Annotated in this window: 15 protein-coding genes; 6 read left to right on the top strand and 9 right to left on the bottom strand. The window is 27.9% G+C overall.

Annotated elements, in window-relative coordinates; all coding sequences use genetic code 11:
- Positions 1 to 76: 76 nt before the first annotated feature.
- The 4 genes from LPB03_RS13025 to LPB03_RS13010 all read right to left on the bottom strand — a co-directional run bounded on the left by LPB03_RS13025 (position 77) and on the right by LPB03_RS13010 (position 6798).
- Positions 77 to 790, bottom strand: coding sequence for a response regulator transcription factor (locus tag LPB03_RS13025; RefSeq protein WP_065320026.1), 714 nt, complete (start codon positions 788 to 790; stop codon positions 77 to 79).
- A complete protein-coding gene (locus tag LPB03_RS13020; RefSeq protein ID WP_065320025.1) occupies positions 791 to 2500 on the bottom strand; it encodes a sensor histidine kinase in 1710 nt (569 codons plus the stop codon).
- Between the two features lie 305 nt (positions 2501 to 2805).
- The gene (locus tag LPB03_RS13015; RefSeq protein WP_065320024.1) at positions 2806 to 3975 is read right to left on the bottom strand and encodes a beta-helix domain-containing protein; all 1170 of its coding nucleotides are present in this window, start codon (positions 3973 to 3975) and stop codon (positions 2806 to 2808) included.
- A gap of 117 nt (positions 3976 to 4092) precedes the next feature.
- A complete protein-coding gene (locus LPB03_RS13010; protein ID WP_065320023.1) occupies positions 4093 to 6798 on the bottom strand; it encodes a TonB-dependent receptor in 2706 nt (901 codons plus the stop codon).
- A 332-nt stretch (positions 6799 to 7130) separates the two neighbouring features.
- On the opposite strand from LPB03_RS13010, the gene LPB03_RS13005 reads away from it, so the two are divergent.
- Together LPB03_RS13005 and LPB03_RS13000 are read left to right on the top strand one after the other, a co-directional pair.
- Positions 7131 to 8339, top strand: coding sequence for a porin (locus tag LPB03_RS13005; RefSeq protein WP_065320022.1), 1209 nt, complete (start codon positions 7131 to 7133; stop codon positions 8337 to 8339).
- 79 nt (positions 8340 to 8418) lie between these two features.
- Positions 8419 to 10677, top strand: coding sequence for an inorganic phosphate transporter (locus LPB03_RS13000; RefSeq protein ID WP_065320021.1), 2259 nt, complete (start codon positions 8419 to 8421; stop codon positions 10675 to 10677).
- A gap of 67 nt (positions 10678 to 10744) precedes the next feature.
- On the opposite strand, the gene LPB03_RS12995 is transcribed toward LPB03_RS13000, so the two are convergent.
- Together LPB03_RS12995 and uvrC are read right to left on the bottom strand one after the other, a co-directional pair.
- Positions 10745 to 12943, bottom strand: coding sequence for a patatin-like phospholipase family protein (locus LPB03_RS12995; RefSeq protein WP_065320020.1), 2199 nt, complete (start codon positions 12941 to 12943; stop codon positions 10745 to 10747).
- Positions 12933 to 14738, bottom strand: coding sequence for an excinuclease ABC subunit UvrC (uvrC, locus tag LPB03_RS12990; RefSeq protein WP_065320019.1), 1806 nt, complete (start codon positions 14736 to 14738; stop codon positions 12933 to 12935). The genes LPB03_RS12995 and uvrC overlap by 11 nt, the downstream gene beginning before the upstream one ends.
- 183 nt (positions 14739 to 14921) lie before the next feature.
- Between uvrC and LPB03_RS12985 the strand changes: the two genes are divergently transcribed.
- From LPB03_RS12985 to LPB03_RS12970, 4 genes are all read left to right on the top strand, one after another.
- Positions 14922 to 15317: a hypothetical protein gene (locus LPB03_RS12985; RefSeq protein WP_065320018.1), complete on the top strand. Its 396-nt coding sequence runs from the start codon at positions 14922 to 14924 to the stop codon at positions 15315 to 15317.
- Between the two features lie 2 nt (positions 15318 to 15319).
- On the top strand, positions 15320 to 15961 hold the full coding sequence (locus tag LPB03_RS12980) for a hypothetical protein (RefSeq protein WP_065320017.1): 642 nt from the start codon (positions 15320 to 15322) through the stop codon (positions 15959 to 15961).
- A gap of 142 nt (positions 15962 to 16103) precedes the next feature.
- Positions 16104 to 16895: a sensor histidine kinase gene (locus tag LPB03_RS12975; RefSeq protein WP_065320016.1), complete on the top strand. Its 792-nt coding sequence runs from the start codon at positions 16104 to 16106 to the stop codon at positions 16893 to 16895.
- A 13-nt stretch (positions 16896 to 16908) separates the two neighbouring features.
- The gene (locus LPB03_RS12970) at positions 16909 to 17589 is read left to right on the top strand and encodes a response regulator transcription factor (RefSeq protein ID WP_065320015.1); all 681 of its coding nucleotides are present in this window, start codon (positions 16909 to 16911) and stop codon (positions 17587 to 17589) included.
- 471 nt (positions 17590 to 18060) lie between these two features.
- On the opposite strand, the gene LPB03_RS12965 is transcribed toward LPB03_RS12970, so the two are convergent.
- The 3 genes from LPB03_RS12965 to LPB03_RS12955 form a co-directional block, all read right to left on the bottom strand.
- Complete coding sequence (locus LPB03_RS12965) at positions 18061 to 18672, bottom strand: DUF4230 domain-containing protein (protein WP_065320014.1); 612 nt, start codon at positions 18670 to 18672, stop codon at positions 18061 to 18063.
- A 165-nt stretch (positions 18673 to 18837) separates the two neighbouring features.
- Positions 18838 to 20379, bottom strand: a complete 1542-nt coding sequence (locus LPB03_RS12960; protein ID WP_065320013.1) for a glycine--tRNA ligase — start codon at positions 20377 to 20379, stop codon at positions 18838 to 18840.
- Between the two features lie 46 nt (positions 20380 to 20425).
- Positions 20426 to 20896, bottom strand: coding sequence for a class I SAM-dependent methyltransferase (locus LPB03_RS12955; RefSeq protein WP_231953104.1), 471 nt, complete (start codon positions 20894 to 20896; stop codon positions 20426 to 20428).
- Positions 20897 to 20915 lie beyond the last annotated feature (19 nt).

Genomic DNA, 20915 nt, shown 5'->3' with positions numbered 1-20915 from the left:
TAAAACAGATTAATTTGTTCTGAAATAACACACTCTAAACTATCTGACAAAGAATAAAATACCTATTATTTTATTCTTATAAATCACGATTTAAGTACTGAAGATTTATTTTATAGTTAGGTGAAATTTTTATATTTTCTCCATAAACTTCTAAAGAGGAAGTTCCTATATTTTCTATAAAGTTTATATTCACTGCACAACTTCTACTTACTCTTATTAAAAGGTTTTTTGGCATTGTTTCTATAAACTTTTTAAGTGAACACCTTATTAACATTTTTCTTTTTTTATAATATAACCTAACATATACATGCTCTGACTTAATATATAATAAATCTGAAATTTGAATATTATAGGTAGTTGTACCAATATTAATATTTACAAATTTTTCTGTTTCATCTTTTAAGTTATCAAAAATAATATCGATTGTAGTTAGAACAGTAATTTCATTTATAGGTTTATTAATATATCCTTTAGGAGAAAGTTCTTTAATCTTATGTAAAGAATTTGCATCATTATAAGAAGTAATAAATAAAAATGGAATACTATATAGTGTGTTTAAAAGTAATGCCACATCTAATCCTGTTTTTCTTCCAGAAATTTTAACATCTAACAAAACCAAATCTACTTTCGTAGTTTCTAAAATTTCTTTGGCTGCTTTATAATTTATAGCGATTCCTGCACAAAGATAACCGTGATTTAAAAGTGCTATTTTTATTTGACGAGCAATCAACAACTCATCTTCTACAATTAATATACTTTTGATATCTTTTAGCTTCTCATTAATCATCATTTAATTTTTATATTTTAAAATTATTTTAAATGTTGATTTTTTTTGTTCAATCTTTCCATTTAGCTGAGCAACCATACTATCTATAATAAACAGACCAAGTGTTGCTTTTTTGCTATCTCTTTTAAAAGAAGTACCAGAATCTTTGTAATAAAGGTGAATTAAGTTATTTGTCTTTTCAATTTTTACATTTATTTTTAACACATCTTCTGTAACTGCATGTTCTATACTGTTACTTATTAATTCGTTCATTAAAATACCAATTGGTAATGCTGTATCTATATTTAATTTTATAGCACTTATATCTTGCTGATATTCAATTTTTCTAGTTGATAAATTAATTAAAGAAGCTATTTTCTGCAAATATTCTTCCAAATTATAAAACTCTCCTTCTATTTTATTATCAGCATAAATAAATTGCTCGTGTGCAATTGCAATGGTATTAATTCTATTTTCTAAATGTTTAAATTTCTCTATATAAAATTGCTCGTTTATTTCTTGCGATTGAAATTTTATCAAACTTATAATCAAAGATAAATTATTCTTTACACGATGATTTAGCTCTTGTAATAATAAGCCTTTATGTTTAACAGATTCTTTCAAAATATTATTTTGATCATCTATTTTTTTATTTTTTGAAACTAAGTTTCTGTATAAGAAAAAAATTATAGCTAACAGAAAAAGTATTCCAACTACAAAAAAAGTAAGAAATTTATTGTTATTTTGAGACAACAATAACTTCTTCTTCGATATTTGAACTTCTAACTTTTGGTTTTCTATTTTATTATTTAATTTAATTTTAGCGATCTCATTGCCTTGAAGCTCTAAACTTGCAACCATTTTAGACTTATGATACTTTTTATAATAAACAAGTGCAGAATCTGGTTTATTTTCTATTTCAAATAATAAATATTTTTTTTCGTAGGCATCTGCTTTGTAGTGAATATCATTAATTTTTTCTAATAAAAAAAGAGCAGAGTCTAAATACTTATGTGCTAAAGCCATATTCTTACTATCAGAAACTTGCTTAGCAATTACAACATATATTATGCTTAAATGGCTGAAATCATCAATTTGTTTGAAATCTTTTAACGCTTCTTTTGCAAGTTTTATTTTTTCATCTTTTGGAACGTATTTACTTTTAAGTAGTTTAGAGATACCACTAACTTCACGATAATTATTTTTTTCTCCAAAAGTGATGCCTCTTTCTGCAAAATCTAATGCTAAGCTATCACTCTTTAAAACAGGTTGCAGTATTGTGTAAAATGATGATTTTCTATATAAATATTGTCCATAATATTTATCTTTTTCTCTTTTTCTATAAATTTCTTCTAATTTCTTAAATTCTAAAAAACCCAATTCAGCATCGTTAAAGAATTCGAAAATCAGTGCTCTTTGTATTCGTAAAATTACCTCTCCTCTTTCACTTAATTCTTTTGAGTTTTCTAAAATAGTGGATGATAACGTTAACGCTTCTGGAAGCTTACTTTGTTGAACTAAACAACAAACTTTTAAAGACTTAAGATCATTTATTTTTTTTTTTGATAAGGTATTTGTAGAAATAATACTATCTATAATTCTTAAAACTTTAACTACTCGATTAGAAGTTAAATCCTTTTCTAATTCCTTAAAAATAGGTTCTCCATTTTGAGCTTCGCTGAGAAAACTAATTAATAGAAAAAATGTAGTAAGAAATGTAATTTTTAATTTCACTTAGAATAGTATTTTTAATATTCAAAATTAGTTTAAGACTAAAGTAGTGAGATTATACAAAAGGTATAGAATAGAATGCGAGGAAAGTTCTTAAATAAGCAAATTTGTTCTTAAATATAAGTAAGTATTAGTTTCGTAACTTAATTTTATAGTAGTAACATAAAATAAGAAAACCTAAAAATGAATTTGCTCTAAATCAAACTTTTACTCACTTTAAAAAATAAATCTTTAAAGTATTTTATTTTCTAAAACACAAAAAAGCAGGCTTAAAAGCCTGCTTTTTATATATAAAAAATTTTATTTGACTAAAAACTATACCCAGTCCAAGTGAATACAGATTTATCTGCTCCTCCAGAAGTAGCTGCAGTTAATGTTATTGTTGCTCCACCAACAGTTGTGTTTTTTACATCAGTAATATCTAAACCGTTTGCAATATTTGCAGTTGCAGTAATTGAAGTACCTTCTGTAGAATCTGATTTACTATCTTGTAAATCTATAACATCGCCAAATTTTGCTCCAGAACCTAATGCTAAATATGCATTTGTAATAGTTGCTGTAGCATCTCTTCTAATTTTTATTCCATCAGACATTTCTACACCATCAGCATTATTTATAATTGTTACACCATTTACTGTAAAGTTAGATTCGTTAATATCTGAAGGAGAATTACCATCTAAATTTCCATCAGCTTCAATTCCTCTTGGATCAGAAGTTACAGCTGTGTACCCATTTTCTCTAATACCATATAAATTTGTACAAGTTCCAGAATACCCTTGTGAAAAATCGAACATATCATCTTTAGCATTTACAACTAAAATGTTTGATGTATTTACAGTTCCTCCAAAAAACTCAATTCCATCATCATCACCATTTAAAATCGCAATGTTACTAATTGTAGTTCCAGAACCAACTCCGTTTAAAGTTAAACCATTGTGTTCTGCTTCATCATCAATTCTTGCTCCTGTATATTCTAATATTACATAGTTTAATACACCTGAATTATCTGAAGCATCTGCACCACCAAATAAAATTGAATTTTTAACTTCTGTTGCAGCATTACTTTCTGAACCTGCTTGTCTGCTTAAAGGCGCTTTTCCGTTTAAAATAACTCCTCCCCAATCTCCAGCTTTTGGAACTACAGCACCTGATGTAAATTTAATTGGATTTGAAGCTGTACCATCTGCAATAATTTTACCTCCTCTTTCTACTAAAATATAAACATCTGTACCCCCAGCTAAAGCATTTATAGTTGCACCAGCTTCTATAGTTAATGTTGCGCCTTCTTTTACTAAAAGTGCTCCTATTAAATTGTGTGCAACTCCAGAGCTTAGTGTTAAATCCGCTGTTAAGTTTCCTGCTAAATTTTGTGCAGTTACACCTCCACCAACAACAGTTGTAGCATCATCATCACTTAAAGAACAACTTGTTAATACGAACGCTGCAATAGTTACGATTGATAAAATTGATTTTTTCATTTTTTCTTTTAATTTGTTTAAATTATTTTAGTTTAATTTTCTTCTGCAAAGTTGAACAAAGAAGGTTTATTTTGTTTTAACTAAATTTTAAAGAATTGTTACTAAAATTGATAAAATTTAGAAACTATATGAAAACCCTAAACTTAAGTTAACACCTCTTTTATAATTTCTTAACACAACATCTTCTCCTCCATTATAACCAGCTCTTGTTAACTGAAAATCAGGATTTAACAAATTTGTTGCTTTTAATTTTATACTATAGTGATTGTTAAAATCATAAGAGGAAACAAAATCTAATGTTGGTATTCCTTTTTCTAAAACATTTTCAAAACCTCTGGTACCAATAGAATATACTCTTTCACTGAAATAGTTAAAAACTACAGAAGAAATTAAAGTGTTATCATTATATTTTTTGTTGATAGAAATATCTGCATTTAATAAAAATGGAGTTGCGCCTTCCAAATTACTTGTAGCATTTGTAAATTGCGCTATTGAACTTTGATCTAAATCTACATTCGATATTAAAACTGATGAATTTAAACCTGCCATAATTTTTACATCTTTATCCTCAATTTCGTAAATGCTTTTTCTAGCTTCAACCTCTACACCATATACACTTGCATTACCAACATTTAAATAGGTTAAGGTATTTCCTCCAGAAGGAATTTCTGTTCTTGCAATTGAATTTTGAATATTTTTATAAAAACCTGTAACCGTAAATAATTCTGATGATGATAAGTAATACTCATATTTAGCATCTAAATTATAATTATCAGAGGGTTTTAAATCTGGATTACCTTGAGATGAGAAACTAATATCTTGATATTTAAAAGGTGCAGTTTCTTTAAATTGAGGAAATGTATAGGTTTGACTTCCTGCAATTCTAAAAATACTATTGTCATTAAAATTATATTTTATATTAAAACTTGGTAAAACATATGTTCTATCTAAATTAGAAGCGCCATCTACAACAGATTGTGCAATGTTAGTATTGTAGGTAACTCTTTGTTGTATTTTCTCGAATCTTCCACCAAAAGAAGCGATTAAATTATCATTTAATTGATATATTAAATTACCAAAAGCTGCAAAAATTTGTCTTTTACCTCTATATGTAAAAGGCACAAAAGCAGCAGGATTACTTGCACTACCTCTACCAGTTTCTAATTCGAAAATATTAGTATCTATAGAATTTTGATTAAAAATAGCATCAGGATTTTCTAAATCAATAGCAACTCTGCTAGAAAAATCGTGATTAAAAATAGTTGCAGAAAATAAACGCTCTGTATATCTATAATCTCCACCAAATTCTAAAACACTTATATCGTCTTCGTCTTCTTTTAATTTGTATTCAAACTTACCTTTTGCTGCATAATCGTTTTCTTCTAACTTTGAGAAATAACGTTCGTTTTCTCCTGCAGAACTTGTTTGTGGACTGTAAAAATCATCTCTTAAAAGATATTTATTTGTTCGTCTGTCTGGCTCATTTCCTCTAATAAAGTTTAAAGAACCTTTTGCTTCGAAATTTAATCTATCCGTAAATTTATAGTTTGCAATAAATTGATTTACATACAACTCATTATTATTGGTTTGCTGTCTTCTTTGAAACTCCAAATCTCCATCTTGTTCAGGATTATTAAATCCTAAATAATCTCCAATAGATTGTTTGTTATTATGAATAAATAAGTGATTGTATGCTATAGAATGTCCTTCATCAAACTTATATTTTAAATTCGCCATTAGTATTTGCGAAACATTATACTCATATTTTGTATAATCTTGATCTTGAAAAACTTCTCCAGAACTTGTTGTTTGTTTGATGTTACCATCTAAATAATTGAAACTACCATCAAACCCACCAACAATAAAGAAACTAAAAGTATCATCTTTTATGTTGAATTTTTTACCTCCAGCAAAAGAAACACTATTATTCATTTGAAAGTTTTGACTTTCTGGTTTCCAAGAGTTATTGAACGTATATTGAGTTAAATCATTTACAGGAATCCCAGAATTTTGAGTTCCAAATCTGTTTGTTCCATCAATTGTTAAAAAATCTTTAGAAACTGTCTGCGTATTTGCACCTAAAGAAGCACTAATATCTAAAACACTACTTTTTATCAATTCTTTTGATACAATATCAATATTTGCTCCACCAACATCTCCATATAAATCTGGTGTAAAAACTTTATTAATTCCTATATTTTTGATAACACTTGTATCAAAAAAATCTAAAGAAATATTTTTGTATTCTGGATCTTCAGAAGGTAAAGGCAAACCATTTAAAGTAGTTGAGTTATAACGATCTCCTAAACCTCTAACAATTACATTTTTTGATCCTTTAGAAACTCCTGCAGTTTTAGTAACAGCTCCTTCTGCATCAGATACTCCTTTAATAGAAAGTTCTTGTGCACCAATTGATGTTTTGATAGAAACTGCTTTCTTTTGTTCTAAAATTAACGCTGAAGCTTTTTCTTTACTTGTAGTTGCTGTAATTATAATATCATCTAAAGCAACACCTTCTTCTGCAGACATTAATTGATTAAGGGTTACAGTTTGCCCAGCTTTTATAATAATTGATTTCTCTACAGCTTTATATCCTAAAAAACTAAAAACAACAATATGGTTTCCTGCAGGAACTTTTAATAAGTAATTACCGTCAAAATCTGACGTTGTTCCAATTTTTGTACCTTTAATAATAATGTTTGCAAAAGGCAAAGGTTCATTATTAGTTTCTTTATCTGTTAACAGTCCTGTTAATGTACCTTTATCTTGAGCTACTAAAAACTGACTTACAATTAATAAAGTAATAAATAGAAATTTCTTCATTTTAAAAACATAATTTTTTACGCCACAAATGTATTTCTACCTCTGTAAAGTGAACGTTAGTTCTAAATTATGATTGAGTTACTGAAACATTAACTAAAAGTTAAATCGAAAAATTTATTAACCTTTTTTTAATTTTAAGTAAACATTAAATTTAGCTTTTAGTTGCATTTTTGATAAATCTTTAAAGAGAAACGTCATTATAATTTTTAGTTTTTGTCGACTTACCTTATCATGACTATACTGCCTTTGGCCAAGGCAGTATTTTTTATTAATGTTAACTTAACGTTAACATGCTATTTTTTTTAGTTATTTGTAGCGACAAAAACTAAAAAATGATTTCCAAAATACTGCGTAAAGTAGTAGTTGTAATATTCTTATGTGCACTTTCTATGGCAAAAGCACAAGAATATAAAGCCGGTAAATTTGGTAAAGGGCTCTTTTATTTAGAAGGTGAAGATGCATCTTGGACCATGAAAATTGGGCTTCGTTTTCAAACGCTTCTAATAAATAATTGGGATGCAACTAATGGGTTATCCAATTCAGAATCTTCTATGCTTATAAGACGATCTCGTTTAAAGTTCGATGGTTATGCATTCTCACCAAAATTAGTCTACAAACTAGAAATAGGTTTATCTAACAGAGATCAATCTGGTGCTTCACAATATACAAGTGGTTCTCCAAGATATATTATGGATGCTGTTATAAAATGGAATTTTTCTGGAAATTTTATTTTATGGTTTGGGCAAACGAAATTGCCTGGAAACAGAGAACGTATTATTTCTTCAGGAGATTTACAAATGGTAGATCGCTCTTTGCTAAACAGTCGATTTAATATTGATAGAGATATTGGTGTTCAATTAAGACACAAAACAAAACTTTCTAATAAATTTTTGATGAAAGAAATTTTTTCAATTTCTCAAGGAGAAGGAAGAAATGTTACTACTGGTAACGAAGGAGGTTATCAATTTACAGGAAGAGTTGAACTTTTTCCATTTGGTAATTTCTCAACTAAAGGAGATTATAAAGGAAGCGATTTGTTGTTTGAAAAGAATTCAAAACTTTCTGTTGCTTTTGGTTATGACCTAAATATGGATGCTGTTAGAACAAGAAGCAACCAAGGTTCTTATATGAATACTGACACAGGTCTTTATTCAACAGATATTTCTACTCTTTTTATTGATGCCATGTATAAATATACAGGTTTTTCTTTCATGGCAGAATATGCAAATAGAAATGCAGAGGATGCTTTTGCAAAAAATTCTGATGGTAGTTTAACTGGTGATGTTGTGCAAGTAGGAAATGGCTTAAATTTACAATCTGGTTATTTGCTTTCTAAAACGTTAGAGGTTTCTGCACGTTACACAAATATATCTTTGGATAAAAATATTACAGGAAAAGGAGCAGAAAATCAATATACATTGGGTTTCTCTAAATACATTGTTGGTCATAAATTAAAAGTTCAAACAGATGTAAGCTATACAGATATTGGTTTTAAAGAAAATAATTTAATGTATAGACTACAATTAGATATACATTTTTAACATAATTAATATAACGTAAACGTAACATTGACAATTTTTGGTCTTTGTAAATTTGCAAAACTAAATTTTAAATAAACAAATGGGAGATCCATATATTTTAATGCTAATTGCATTAACTGTTTTAGCAATTATAGACTTAGTTGTAGGCGTAAGTAATGATGCTGTAAACTTCTTAAATTCTGCAATTGGCTCTAAAGCAATACCAGTAAAAAAAATATTAATTATTGCTAGTATTGGTGTTTTTGTAGGTTCTGTTACTTCTAGTGGAATGATGGAAGTTGCACGTAAAGGAATTTTTGTTCCTGGTGAATTCTACTTTAATGAGATCATGTACATTTTTATGGCTGTAATGATTACAGACATATTACTATTAGATGTTTTCAATTCTTTAGGAATGCCAACTTCTACAACAGTATCTATTGTTTTTGAATTGTTAGGAGCTGCTGTTGCAATGGCTTTAATAAAAATTTACACTACAGATAATGGAGAAACTTTTGTAAATCTAGGTAAGTACATTAATACAGAAACAGCTACTTTTATTATATTTGGTATCCTACTCTCTGTAGTCGTCGCCTTTTCTATTGGTGCTATTGTTCAATTTATTTCTAGATTAATTTATTCTTTTCATATTGAAAACAGACCAAGTTATATAAATGCAATTTTTGGAGGTTTTGCCATTACAGCAATTACCTATTTTATTGTTATAAAAGGTTTAAAAGGTACTCCTTTTAAAGATAATATAGATATTTATATAAATGGAAATATCTGGTTGATTCTTGCTGGAGGCTTTGTTTTTTGGTCTTTAATTTCGCAATTATTAATTTCTATTTTCAAAATAAATATTTTAAAATTAATTATAGGAATTGGTACTTTTTCTTTGGCTTTAGCTTTTGCTGGTAACGATTTGGTAAACTTTATTGGTGTACCAATTGCTGCTTGGGATTCTTATGCTGCTTGGCAAAAATCTGGGCAAGCTGCTACAGAATTTTCTATGGCTGTTTTAGATAAAAAAGTATCTGCTAATTTTATTTATTTATTAATTGCTGGTGCAGTTATGGTGGTTACAATTTGGACTTCTAAAAAAGCGAAAACTGTTATTGAAACTGGTATTAATTTATCTAGACAAGGTGAAGGACATGAAAGATTTCAACCTAACACATTATCTAGATTAGTGGTGAGAGCTGCTATGGGTATTAATGTAGGGATAAGTGCCATAGTTCCTAAAAAAACATTAGCCTTTGTAGATTCTAAATTTCAGAAACCAGTTATAGAATTGTCTAGAGACAAAACTTACGAAATGCCTGCTTTCGATTTAATTAGAGCATCTATCAACTTAATTGTTGCAGGAATTTTAATTTCTGTAGGTACTTCTTTAAAATTGCCTTTATCTACTACATATGTAACTTTTATGGTAGCAATGGGTACTTCTTTAGCAGATAGAGCTTGGGGAAGAGAAAGTGCTGTTTATAGAGTAGCTGGTGTTTTAAACGTAATTGGTGGTTGGTTTATGACTGCTCTTGTAGCATTTGTAGCTGCAGCTATTGTTGCATACCTAATAAATTTAGGAGGTATTGTAATGGTTGGAATTCTTTTATTAATTGTTTTTAGCTTAATTGCTAGAAATTCTGTTAATCTTACCAAAAAAACTCAAGAAGTTAAAAAACAAGAATATATAGAAAGGGCTGAATTAATAACAATTAATGGTGTTATTGAAGAAAGTGCAGATCATATTTCTGGAGTTATTAATCGTGTAAATAAATTATATACACATGTGGTAAATGATTTAGCGAATCACGATTTAAATAAACTACGTAAAACAGATAAACATGTTGGTAAATTAAATGATGAAATAGATGGTTTAAAAGATGGAGTTTTCTATTTTATTAAATCTTTAGATGAAACCTCTGTTCAAGGAAGTAGATTTTACATTATGGTTTTAGGTTATTTACAAGATGTTGCACAATCTATTAGTTATATTTCTAGAGCAAGTTACAAGCACGTAAACAACAATCATAAGAATCTTAAAAAAGGGCAAATAAAAGATTTAAAAACTATTGATATTGAGTTATCAGAACTACTAACAAAAGAGGCTAAAATATTTGAAAACAGAGATTTAGATGATTTAAATGATCTTCTTATTCAAAAAAATGAGCTTCTTAAAAACGTTTCTGAATCTATAGAAAAGCAAGTTGCAAGAATTAGAACTGACGAAACTAGCCCTAAAAACACAACGTTATATTTTAGTATTTTACTTGAAACAAAAGATCTAATCTCTGCATTAATAAATTTATTGCAGACGTATGAAGAGTTTCATTTAACTACAAAACAATCAAAATAAGAATACAAATATTTTTATTAACTTAAATATTTAAAGCCAATGAATTAATTTTTATTGGCTTTTATAATTAAAACCAAAAGCCTAAATTAAATAACCAAAACCCATCTTTGGTATCTGGAGACCAGGTGTATTTTATTTCTAAAGGTCCTAAAAAACTATCGTAACTATAACCAATTGCATAACCCGATTTAACATTCTCAAAAAGTTCTAAATTTTTGAAAACATTGTCTTCTAAACGCGCATAATTTGCAATAAAACTTGCATAATGCCTGTTATAAAATCGGTATCTTAAATTAAATTCTGATTTTAAAAAAGAGTTATCAGAGAGTTCTGCAAAATTATAGCCATATAGAGAAACAAAGGTGTTGATAAAGTTTTGATTATAACTACCCAAATAAAAATCAAAAACATTAGATGCAGGATTGTTTAAAGTAAAACCTGCCTCATTTGTATTTTGAAAAGTTAATTTTTTGAAAAAAGTAGTAGCAAAGCCCAAAGTACCTTTTGTTTGTGCAAAGCTTTTAAAATTATTGTTAAAATCTGAAGAATTTAAATACCATTTCATATTTAAATCTGCAAAGTATCCTTTAGTTGCAAAATACTTTTTATCATAGGTATCTAGCTTTAAATAACCAAAAACGCTATAATAATTACTATTGTCTATTATGGTTTCATTACCATTTGTGTTAAGAGTTTCTGTTTTCGCTTTTAAATATTTATGTTCTAAACCTAATCCTAAAGCAAACTTTCTATTAAAAGTAGTTTGAAAAAATAATTGATTTGTAATATCAGTATAATTTAAGTTAATAGTACTTAAACTAGGAATGTTTGTACTTGCTAAATTAAACTTAGCATTGTCTCTAAAATGATTATACCTAGATTTAAAGCCATAACTCACATAAAAACCATTATCTACAAAGTAGTTTAAATTATAGCGAATATTATCTCCTAGAACTACATCTAAAGAAAGTAAATCATTGTTGGCAATTAAATTTTTACGACTGTATTTGGCTAAAACTCCAGATTTATATAGAAGATCATAATGGGCTCCTAACTTTAATGTTGCATTTTCTTTGGATTCTTTTAATAAAAAATCTACTATAAAACTACCATCTACTTTTTCTATAAAGTTATATTCTATTCTATCATAATTTCTAGTGGCAGAAAGTAAACCTATTTTTTTTGTAATCTCTTTTCTAGATAAACTATCTCCTGTCTTCATATTTAATTTTCCTAAAACATAAGCTCGGGTATAATTCTCTGAACCATAAATTTCAATATTAGAAACTAATAATTTTTTTTCGGTATATTCTATAATCTTTCTTTTCCTTTTTATAGTTTGTTTGTTTGCAATTTCTTTAAAAATCTTCTCAAACTTTGAAGCTTCAATAGTACCTTTTTCTAAAATCTCAATCTTTTTATCAAAATCTACAACAGAATATTGAAATATTTCTGGATGTATATAAACATCTAACTTTTTTATTTCTTCATCTGATTTGCTATACATTTGATAGCTCATAATCTGATTTAAAAGCGCTACTGCTGAATTAATTTTGTCCTTTTCAAACAACTCTCCCTCAACATCTACTCCAATTACAATATCTATACCTTTAGCTTTCATTATACTTACAGGAAAATTGTTTGAAATACCCCCATCTACTAAAAGTTTACCATCTATTTCAATAGGATTTAAAAGCGATGGAAAAGAGCCACTAGCTCTTAACGCTAATGGTAAAAAACCTTTCTCTAAAATAACTGGCGCCCCATTTTCTACATCTGTAGCAATACAAAAGAAAGGAACAGATAGTTTCGAAAAATCTAAATCGCCATCTGCACCATCAAGTAATTCTGACAATAAGTTTAGTACATTTTGTCCTCTAGAAATTGCTCTTGGCAAACCTATTTTACCTCCATCTGCAGGTAGCGTAATTACTGTTTTTTCGCCAAATTCTTTCTCAAAAAAAGTTTCTGAACTTCTTGGTAATTTATCTCTAAGAAGAGTTTGAAAATCTGTCTCTAATATAATTTTCTCTATTTGATCTGCAGAGTAACCAGCTGCATACATACCACCAATTATAGCACCCATACTTGTGCCACCAATATAATCTAGCTGAATACCAGCTTTATCTATTTCTTTTAAAACAGCAATATGTGCAAAGCCTTTTGCACCTCCACCACTTAAAACCAAACCAACTTTTGGTTGTTTTTGTTGTGCAAACAAAAACATAGGAATTACATAAATTAATAGAAATAGTTTATTTTTCATTTTCTTTTTTTGGATGATAAAACTGATGAATTTTTAGAGCTCTTGCATTACCAACTACCTCTTTAATTTCATCAAAAGAAGCTTCTTTAACACGTTTTGCCGATTTAAATTTACGCAATAAAGTTGTAATAGTCTGTTTCCCAACATTTGGTATGTCTTCCAACTCACTTTGTATGGCACTTTTGCTACGTTTATTTCTGTGAAACGTAATTCCAAATCTATGAGCTTCGTTTCTTAAAAACTGGGTTATTTTTAAAGTTTCGGACTTTTTATCTAAATATAAAGGTATTGGATCATCTGGATAATAAATTTCTTCCAAACGTTTTGCTATTCCAATAATGGCAATTTTACCTCGTAAACCCAAATCTTCTAAAGCTTTTACTCCAGAAGATAATTGTCCTTTTCCACCATCAACAATAATTAATTGTGGCAAAGATTCGCCTTCTGCTAACAAACGCTTGTATCTTCTAAACACCACTTCTTCCATAGATGCAAAATCGTCTGGACCAACAACTGTTTTAATATTGTAATGTCTATATTCTTTTTTACTCGGTTTTCCATCTCTAAAAACTACACAAGCAGCAACAGGATTTGTACCTTGAATATTCGAGTTATCAAAACATTCTATATGTCTTGGTTCTTCTTTTAAACGCAAATCTTTTTTCATTTGCGCCATAATTCTTTTTACATGTCTATCAGGATCTACAATTTTAATTTGCTTAAATTGCTCCATTCTGTAATATTTCGCATTTCTTTCAGAAAGCTCTACAATTCGTTTTTTATCACCCAAAATAGGAATGGTAACTTTAATATTTTCGCCAATATTTACTTTAAAAGGAACATAAATTTCTGGCGATTGCGAATTGAAACGTTGTCTTATTTCAACAATAAAAAGCTCTAAAAGTTCTTTATCAGACTCGTCTAACTTTTTCTTAATTTCTGTGGTGTGAGATTGTATAATAGATCCGTTTGAAATTTTTAAGAAATTTGCATATCCATGAGTATCATCAGAAATAATAGAAAAAACATCTACGTTATTTATAGTCGGATTTATAATGGTACTTTTTGCTTGATAATTGCCTAATCGATCTAACTTTTCTTTGATTTTTTGCGCTTCTTCAAACTCCATATTTGCAGCAAAAGTCATCATCATTTCTTTAAATTTATCAAGACTTTCTTTAAAATTACCTTTAATGATATTTCTAATTTCTTTGATAGATTCGTTATAATGAGCTTCAGTTTCTAAACCTTCACAAGGACCTTTGCAGTTTTTTAGATGATATTCTAAACACACTTTATATTTGCCTTCATTTACATTTTGATGACTCAAATCGTACTTGCAAGTTCTTAAAGAATAGAGTTCTTTAATCAAATCTAACAAAACACGAACCGTTCTTACAGAAGTGTAAGGTCCAAAATATTCAGAGCCGTCTTTAATAACTCTTCTCGTTAAAAAAACTCTAGGAAAACGTTCTTTTTTAATACAAAGCCAAGGATAACTTTTATCATCTTTTAAAAGTACATTGTATTTTGGTTTGTACTTTTTTATCAGATTATTTTCTAATAAAAGGGCATCCGTTTCTGTGTTTACAACAATATGTTTTATACGTACAATATTTTTAACCAACACTCTAGTTTTACCATTATCGTGTTTTTTGGTAAAATAAGAGGTTACTCTTTTCTTTAAATTTTTGGCTTTACCTACGTAGATTATTTTATCATCTCTATCAAAATATTGATAAACTCCTGGTTCTTTAGGTAAGGTTTGTAATTGAAGTTCTAAGGATGTTGGCATGTAACGAAAATACACCTTTTTTTAAAAACTTAATAAATGAAACCATCTAAAAAATAAGTCTATTTTGTAGGTATAAACACCTATTTTAATTAAAAAACAAATAGTTATACAATGTCTTTATTTATTTTTATTTAGATTTATAACTTAACCAAAACCAAATTACTAACTTAATACTTTTTAAAGATGAAAAACCAACCAAACGATGTTCCAAAACCAAATAAAAAAAACATAATTAGTTTAGAAATTGCCAAAGATTGGGCAAATAGATGGCGTAAAATGGAATCTACTTATAATTCTCATCAAGATTGTAGAGCATTTAATATTCCTTTATTAGATTTGCAAGAAGTAATTGCAGAAGGCCCAACAAGTGTTAGAGCATATATTGGTGTTGAAAAAGTTATTATTGAAGGAGAAAATGTATATATAGAAAAATTAATGATTGTTGGTGTGGATGAAAATGGCAAGGACATGATTTCTTCTAAAGACGGAGAAACATTAGACTCAGAAAGTGGTTTTATTTATGACTTTTCTAGACCTTGCCCTAGTTTTTGCGATCCTGACAGCCCTTTAAATGGATAAAATTGAGCATTATTAAAATAATAATTTATTTAGGCTATTTTATTCTAGCAATAAATAGCCTACTTTTTTTGATGAATTTTAAAAAGAATACTTTTAGCGTTAAACTTTTTTCCTTTTATCTACTTTTTTCTCTTATTATTCAACTTTCAAGCGATTATCTTGCAAAATTGGGCGATAATAACCTTTATCTATTTCATTTATTTAACGTTGGTCAATACATTTTTTTAAGTTTATTTTATAGTAAGCAAACAAAAAACAAGTTGCTAAAAAAAAGTGTGTTTTGGGGTATTCGTATCATCCCTTTTTCTATCATAATTTTTTATGTTTTTAATCCTGATTATATTTTTAAATTTAATATTATTGAGATATTAATATGCTATATTCCTCTGTTAATTTATAGTTTCTATTTCTTAATTGAGAGGATTGATAAAGTAGACAAAAAATTTATCTATTTTAATGCCAGTTTTTTTATTTATACACTTTGCAGCACATTACTTTTTTCTGCTGGCAATATAAAATCAGAAATTATTCGTCTTATCTGGAGTTTTAACATCTATTTATATTTAATATATCAAATTTTTATTTTTATAGAATGGTATAAAAACTTTAGAAAACCGATATCAATTGCCACAAAAGAAAGCTAATATAAAACGCTTACTCTAAGAAGCAAAAATACACGTATAAACACCTGATTTTAAACACACTCTTTAAATACTGAAAATAAACAGCTATATTCACAATAAAATTATTTTTCCATAACTTCGTTTATATTTTTAAAAATCTCTAATGGAAGAATTGTTTGCTAAAGAAAATCAAGTGATAGCAATTGTACTTACTGGTGTTGTTTTACTTCTTATAATGGGTGTAGCACTCTTACTATTTTTCTTTTTCTCAAGAAAAAAAATAGTAGAAAAACAGTTGGAGAAAAAAAACTTAGAAATAGATCATCAAAAAGAAATAATACAATCTATTATTATTACTCAAGAAGAAGAACGCAAACGTATTGCACAAGATTTACATGACGATATTAGTGCTAAACTAAATGTAATTAACTTAAATGCAAACCTTTTAAAAGGAGGAGATTTAAGTTCTGAAGAATACGTAATTGTTAATGATACTATTTTAGAGGTAACAGATAAAACTTTAGAAAGTGCCAGAAATATTGCACACAATTTATTGCCACCAATTTTAGAAGAATTTGGATTAAAAGATGCTGTAGAGGAATTGGCAGATTCCTTTAACAATAGTAAAAAAATAACCATCGATTATAATTTAGCATATCCAAAAGGTTATTTAATTTCAGAACAAGAATTACATCTTTTTAGAATTGTGCAAGAATTAATAAACAACTCAGTAAGACATGGAAAAGCAAAAAATAGCAGTATAGATATTTGTTTAAAAAACAACAAACTACTTTTTAATTATACAGATAATGGTGTTGGCTTTAATATGAAAAATAAAAAGCACAAAAAAGGATTAGGTATTAAAAATATTGAAAGCAGGGTTGCCTTATTACAAGGAAATTACACAATAACAACAGCAAAAAATAACGGTTTTAAAATTTCGATAACACTATAAAATTACTTTAAAAATGAATATTATTAATATTGTAATTGCTGATGATGAACAACTTTTTAGAAGCGGAATTCGTTTTTTATTAGATAGAGAAGTTAACTTTAATGTTATTTTTGAAGCAGAAAACGGCTTAGAGTTAATCGATTTTTTAAGCACTACAGAAGAGTTTCCTGATGTTATTTTAATGGATTTAAAAATGCCACAAATGAATGGAATTGAAGCCACTAAAGCTATTCACAAAACTCATTCAGACATAAAAATAATTGCACTAACAAGTTTTGATGGTAAATCTTTTATTACAAATATGATTGATGTGGGTGCATCTTCTTATTTACTTAAAAATACAAGCCCTAAAGCTGTAGTTCATACCATAAATGAAGTCTATGAAAAAGGCTTTTATTATGATGAAAAGGTGCTAAAAATAATTCACGAAAACATAATATCTTCTAGTGGAAAACGTATTAAAAGCGATTTAGATAAAAACCTACTTTCTAAAAGAGAAATTGATGTTTTAGAACTTATTTGCAACCAATGTACCACATCAGAAATTGCAGAACAACTATTTATAAGTCCAAGAACGGTTGAAGGTCACAGAAATAATCTCCTATTAAAAACACAATCTAAAAATGTAGCAGGTTTGGTTATTTACGGAATTCAAAAAAAACTAATAGAAATTACATTAGATTTTAACTTATAACATTAAGTATAAGAAATTAAGAATATATACTTATTTTTTTAAATGTATATATCCTTTTTGCTTTTTAAAAAAATACGATCTTAAGAGTATTAGAGGTTAAGCATAAATTTAAAATGTATAAAGTATACAAACTTAATTTATTACGAAACCAATTATTGGACAAATCATGGAGTTTTTATAAGTTTTACATGTATAAACTTAAACATTAAAAAGCTTCTTGATTATAAAAAACACGTAAAACTACGTGGTTTTTATTCAATTATAATCTTTAATTTTACAGTGTAATTTAGCAACTAATAATAAATTTAAAATTGTTAATTACAAAAAAATTGCTATGAAAATTAAAAAAATACTTAATTCATTTACTAGAATATAAAGTAATTCGAAATAGACAAAAAAAGTTTTAATAAAAATCGGGGGATTTTATTAAAATTTACAAAAAGGCTATCAAATTAATTTTTGATGGTCTTTTTATTTTAACAAATTAACTTCCTTAAAATCACTTAAAAAACGTGAGTTTGTTTTATCTACAACTTCCCAACCATAAATAGCAGAAAGCTGATAAATTTTTGAAATTTCCTCAAAAAAACGAGTCTTTGCCTCTTTTTTTAGGTTTGTTAACTCAACAGTTTGTTTAATTTTTTCGATGCTTTTTTCGTTAATTTTATTCAAATCGTTTTTGGAAAAAGCGTTAAATTGACTTTGTTGCAAATCGAAATATTTAACATCTGGTATAATTGTAATTGCTGCTTTCGGAATTTTATGGATGTAAATTTTCTTTGCCAAAGAATCTACCTCAATTTCCAATTTCGATAAATCGTAGCCAACCTCAACTTTTGCATTTACAGTAACAATGGCTTTTTTATCAAAAGAAATAGTTTCGTAAAAATATTTTTTTGAATCCGTAAAATTGTAAACTTCAGAAAAATTACCACTTGAAATCACCAATTTACTCATGTTTTTAATGGAGTTTACAACCACTCTAACTTCTTCTTTTTGCTGATGATTATCCTTTTTTTGATACCAAAATTTGGCAATTAAAAAACCAACTAGAAAAACCAAAATATATCTTGAAATGCGCATTTTTTACTTTTTTATGACTAATGATATTCAAAAAATAACACTTAATTTTTTGAACTACAATTTAGTGCATTTATGTTTATAAAAATCGACTTTAAAATTTTAGAAACAAAAAATCCGTTAGAAAATATTTTTCCAACGGATTTTTTGTTTTAAAAAACTGTGTGTTTACATTCTCTGTAACCAAGTTTTTACAGAAACTTCTGCTTTGATTATTTCTTTTAAATCTGCAATAGCAACACGTTTTTGTTCCATAGAATCTCTATGTCTTATAGTTACGCATTTATCATTTAAAGAATCGTGATCTACAGTAATACAAAAAGGCGTTCCTGCAGCATCTTGTCTTCTATAACGTTTACCAACTGCATCTTTTTCATCATAAAAAACATTAAAATCCCATTTTAAATCTTCCATAATTTCTTTAGCAACTTCTGGCAAACCATCTTTTTTAACCAAAGGAAAAATAGCTGCTTTAAAAGGTGCTAAAACTGCTGGTAATTTTAAAACCGTTCTTGTACTTCCATTTTCTAATTCTTCATCAACCAAAGAATTCGAGAAAACTGCCAAAAACATTCTATCCAAACCAATCGAAGTTTCTACAACATAAGGTGTATAACTTTTATTTTCTTCATGGTCAAAATATTGTAATTTTTTTCCTGAATGTTCTTCGTGCGCTTTTAAATCAAAGTCGGTTCTTGAGTGAATTCCTTCTAATTCTTTAAAGCCAAAAGGAAAATTAAACTCAATATCTGAAGCTGCATCTGCATAATGTGCTAGCTTATCATGGTCATGAAAACGATAATTTTCTGCGCCCATTCCTAAACTTAAATGCCATTTTAAACGCGTTTCTTTCCAGCTTTCATACCATTCTTTTTGCGTGCCAGGTTTTACAAAATATTGCATTTCCATTTGTTCAAACTCACGCATTCTAAAAATAAACTGTCTTGCAACAATCTCATTTCTAAACGCTTTACCAGTTTGTGCAATTCCGAAAGGAATTTTCATTCGTCCCGTTTTTTGCACATTTAAGAAATTTACAAAAATACCTTGTGCAGTTTCTGGTCGTAAATAAACTTGTGTAGAGTTTTCTGCTGATGCTCCAATTTTGGTTCCGAACATTAAGTTGAATTGCTTCACTTCTGTCCAGTTTTTAGAACCTGTTAAAGGATCTGCAATTTCTAATTCTTCAATCAATAATTTAACATCGGCTAAATCTTCATTGGCTAAAGATTTACCCATTCTTGCTAAAATCGATTTTATTTTTTCTTGATAGCCAACAACTCTTCCATTAGTTGCTAAAAACTCTTCTTTATCAAAAGCATCGCCAAAACGTTTTGCAGCTTTGTCTACTTCCTTATTTATTTTGCCTTCAATCTTAGCACAATAATCTTCTATTAAAACATCTGCTCTGTAACGTTTTTTAGAATCTTTGTTATCAATTAAAGGATCGTTAAAAGCATCTACATGTCCAGAAGCTTTCCAAGTAGTTGGGTGCATTAAAATTGCAGCATCAATACCCACAATATTTTCGTGCATTTGCACCATTGCTTTCCACCAATAATCTCTAATATTTTTCTTTAGCTCAACTCCGTTTTGAGCATAATCGTAAACCGCACTTAAACCGTCATAAATTTCAGAAGACTGAAAAACATAACCATATTCTTTTGCGTGCGATAAAACTTTTTTAAATTGATCTTCTTGTTTTGCCATAATGAGCGCAAATATACACGTTTACAGAAGTTTTTCAATAAAAAAATTACTTGACTTTTTTACAATGATAAATAAATGCTGGAGGAATATTTAAAGGCTCAAACTCTAATAAAATAGCATCTTTAAATACTTTTTTGAGTTTTTTATAATACGTTAAACTGTATTGATATTGTATAAATGTTCCGTTATTTTCTAAAATGTTAAATGATTTTTTTAAAATTTCATCAGAAACTTCATCAGGAATAATAGTAAGTGGCAAACTAGAGATGATGTAAGGTACTTTGTAGATGTTTAGTTTTGCTAATTCTTCTTCAATTTTTTCTGCACAAGCTTTTAAAACAATTAATTGTGGATGATTTATTTTTTTTAATTGATGATAAAAATTATCATTAATTTCAAAACAAATTAGTGTTGCGTTCGGTGCTAAACTTTCTAAAATATAATTAGTAATTGCGCCATTTCCTGGACCTAATTCTACTAAAACCTCCGCTTTTTGAAAATCAATTTTACGTAACATTTTTTTGGACAGAAACCTT

Origin of the sequence: Polaribacter vadi, from assembly GCF_001761365.1 — a bacterium.
Lineage (GTDB): Bacteria > Bacteroidota > Bacteroidia > Flavobacteriales > Flavobacteriaceae > Polaribacter > Polaribacter vadi.
Note: the sequence above shows the minus strand (reverse complement) of the source record. Positions and strands in the feature narration are given on the sequence as shown.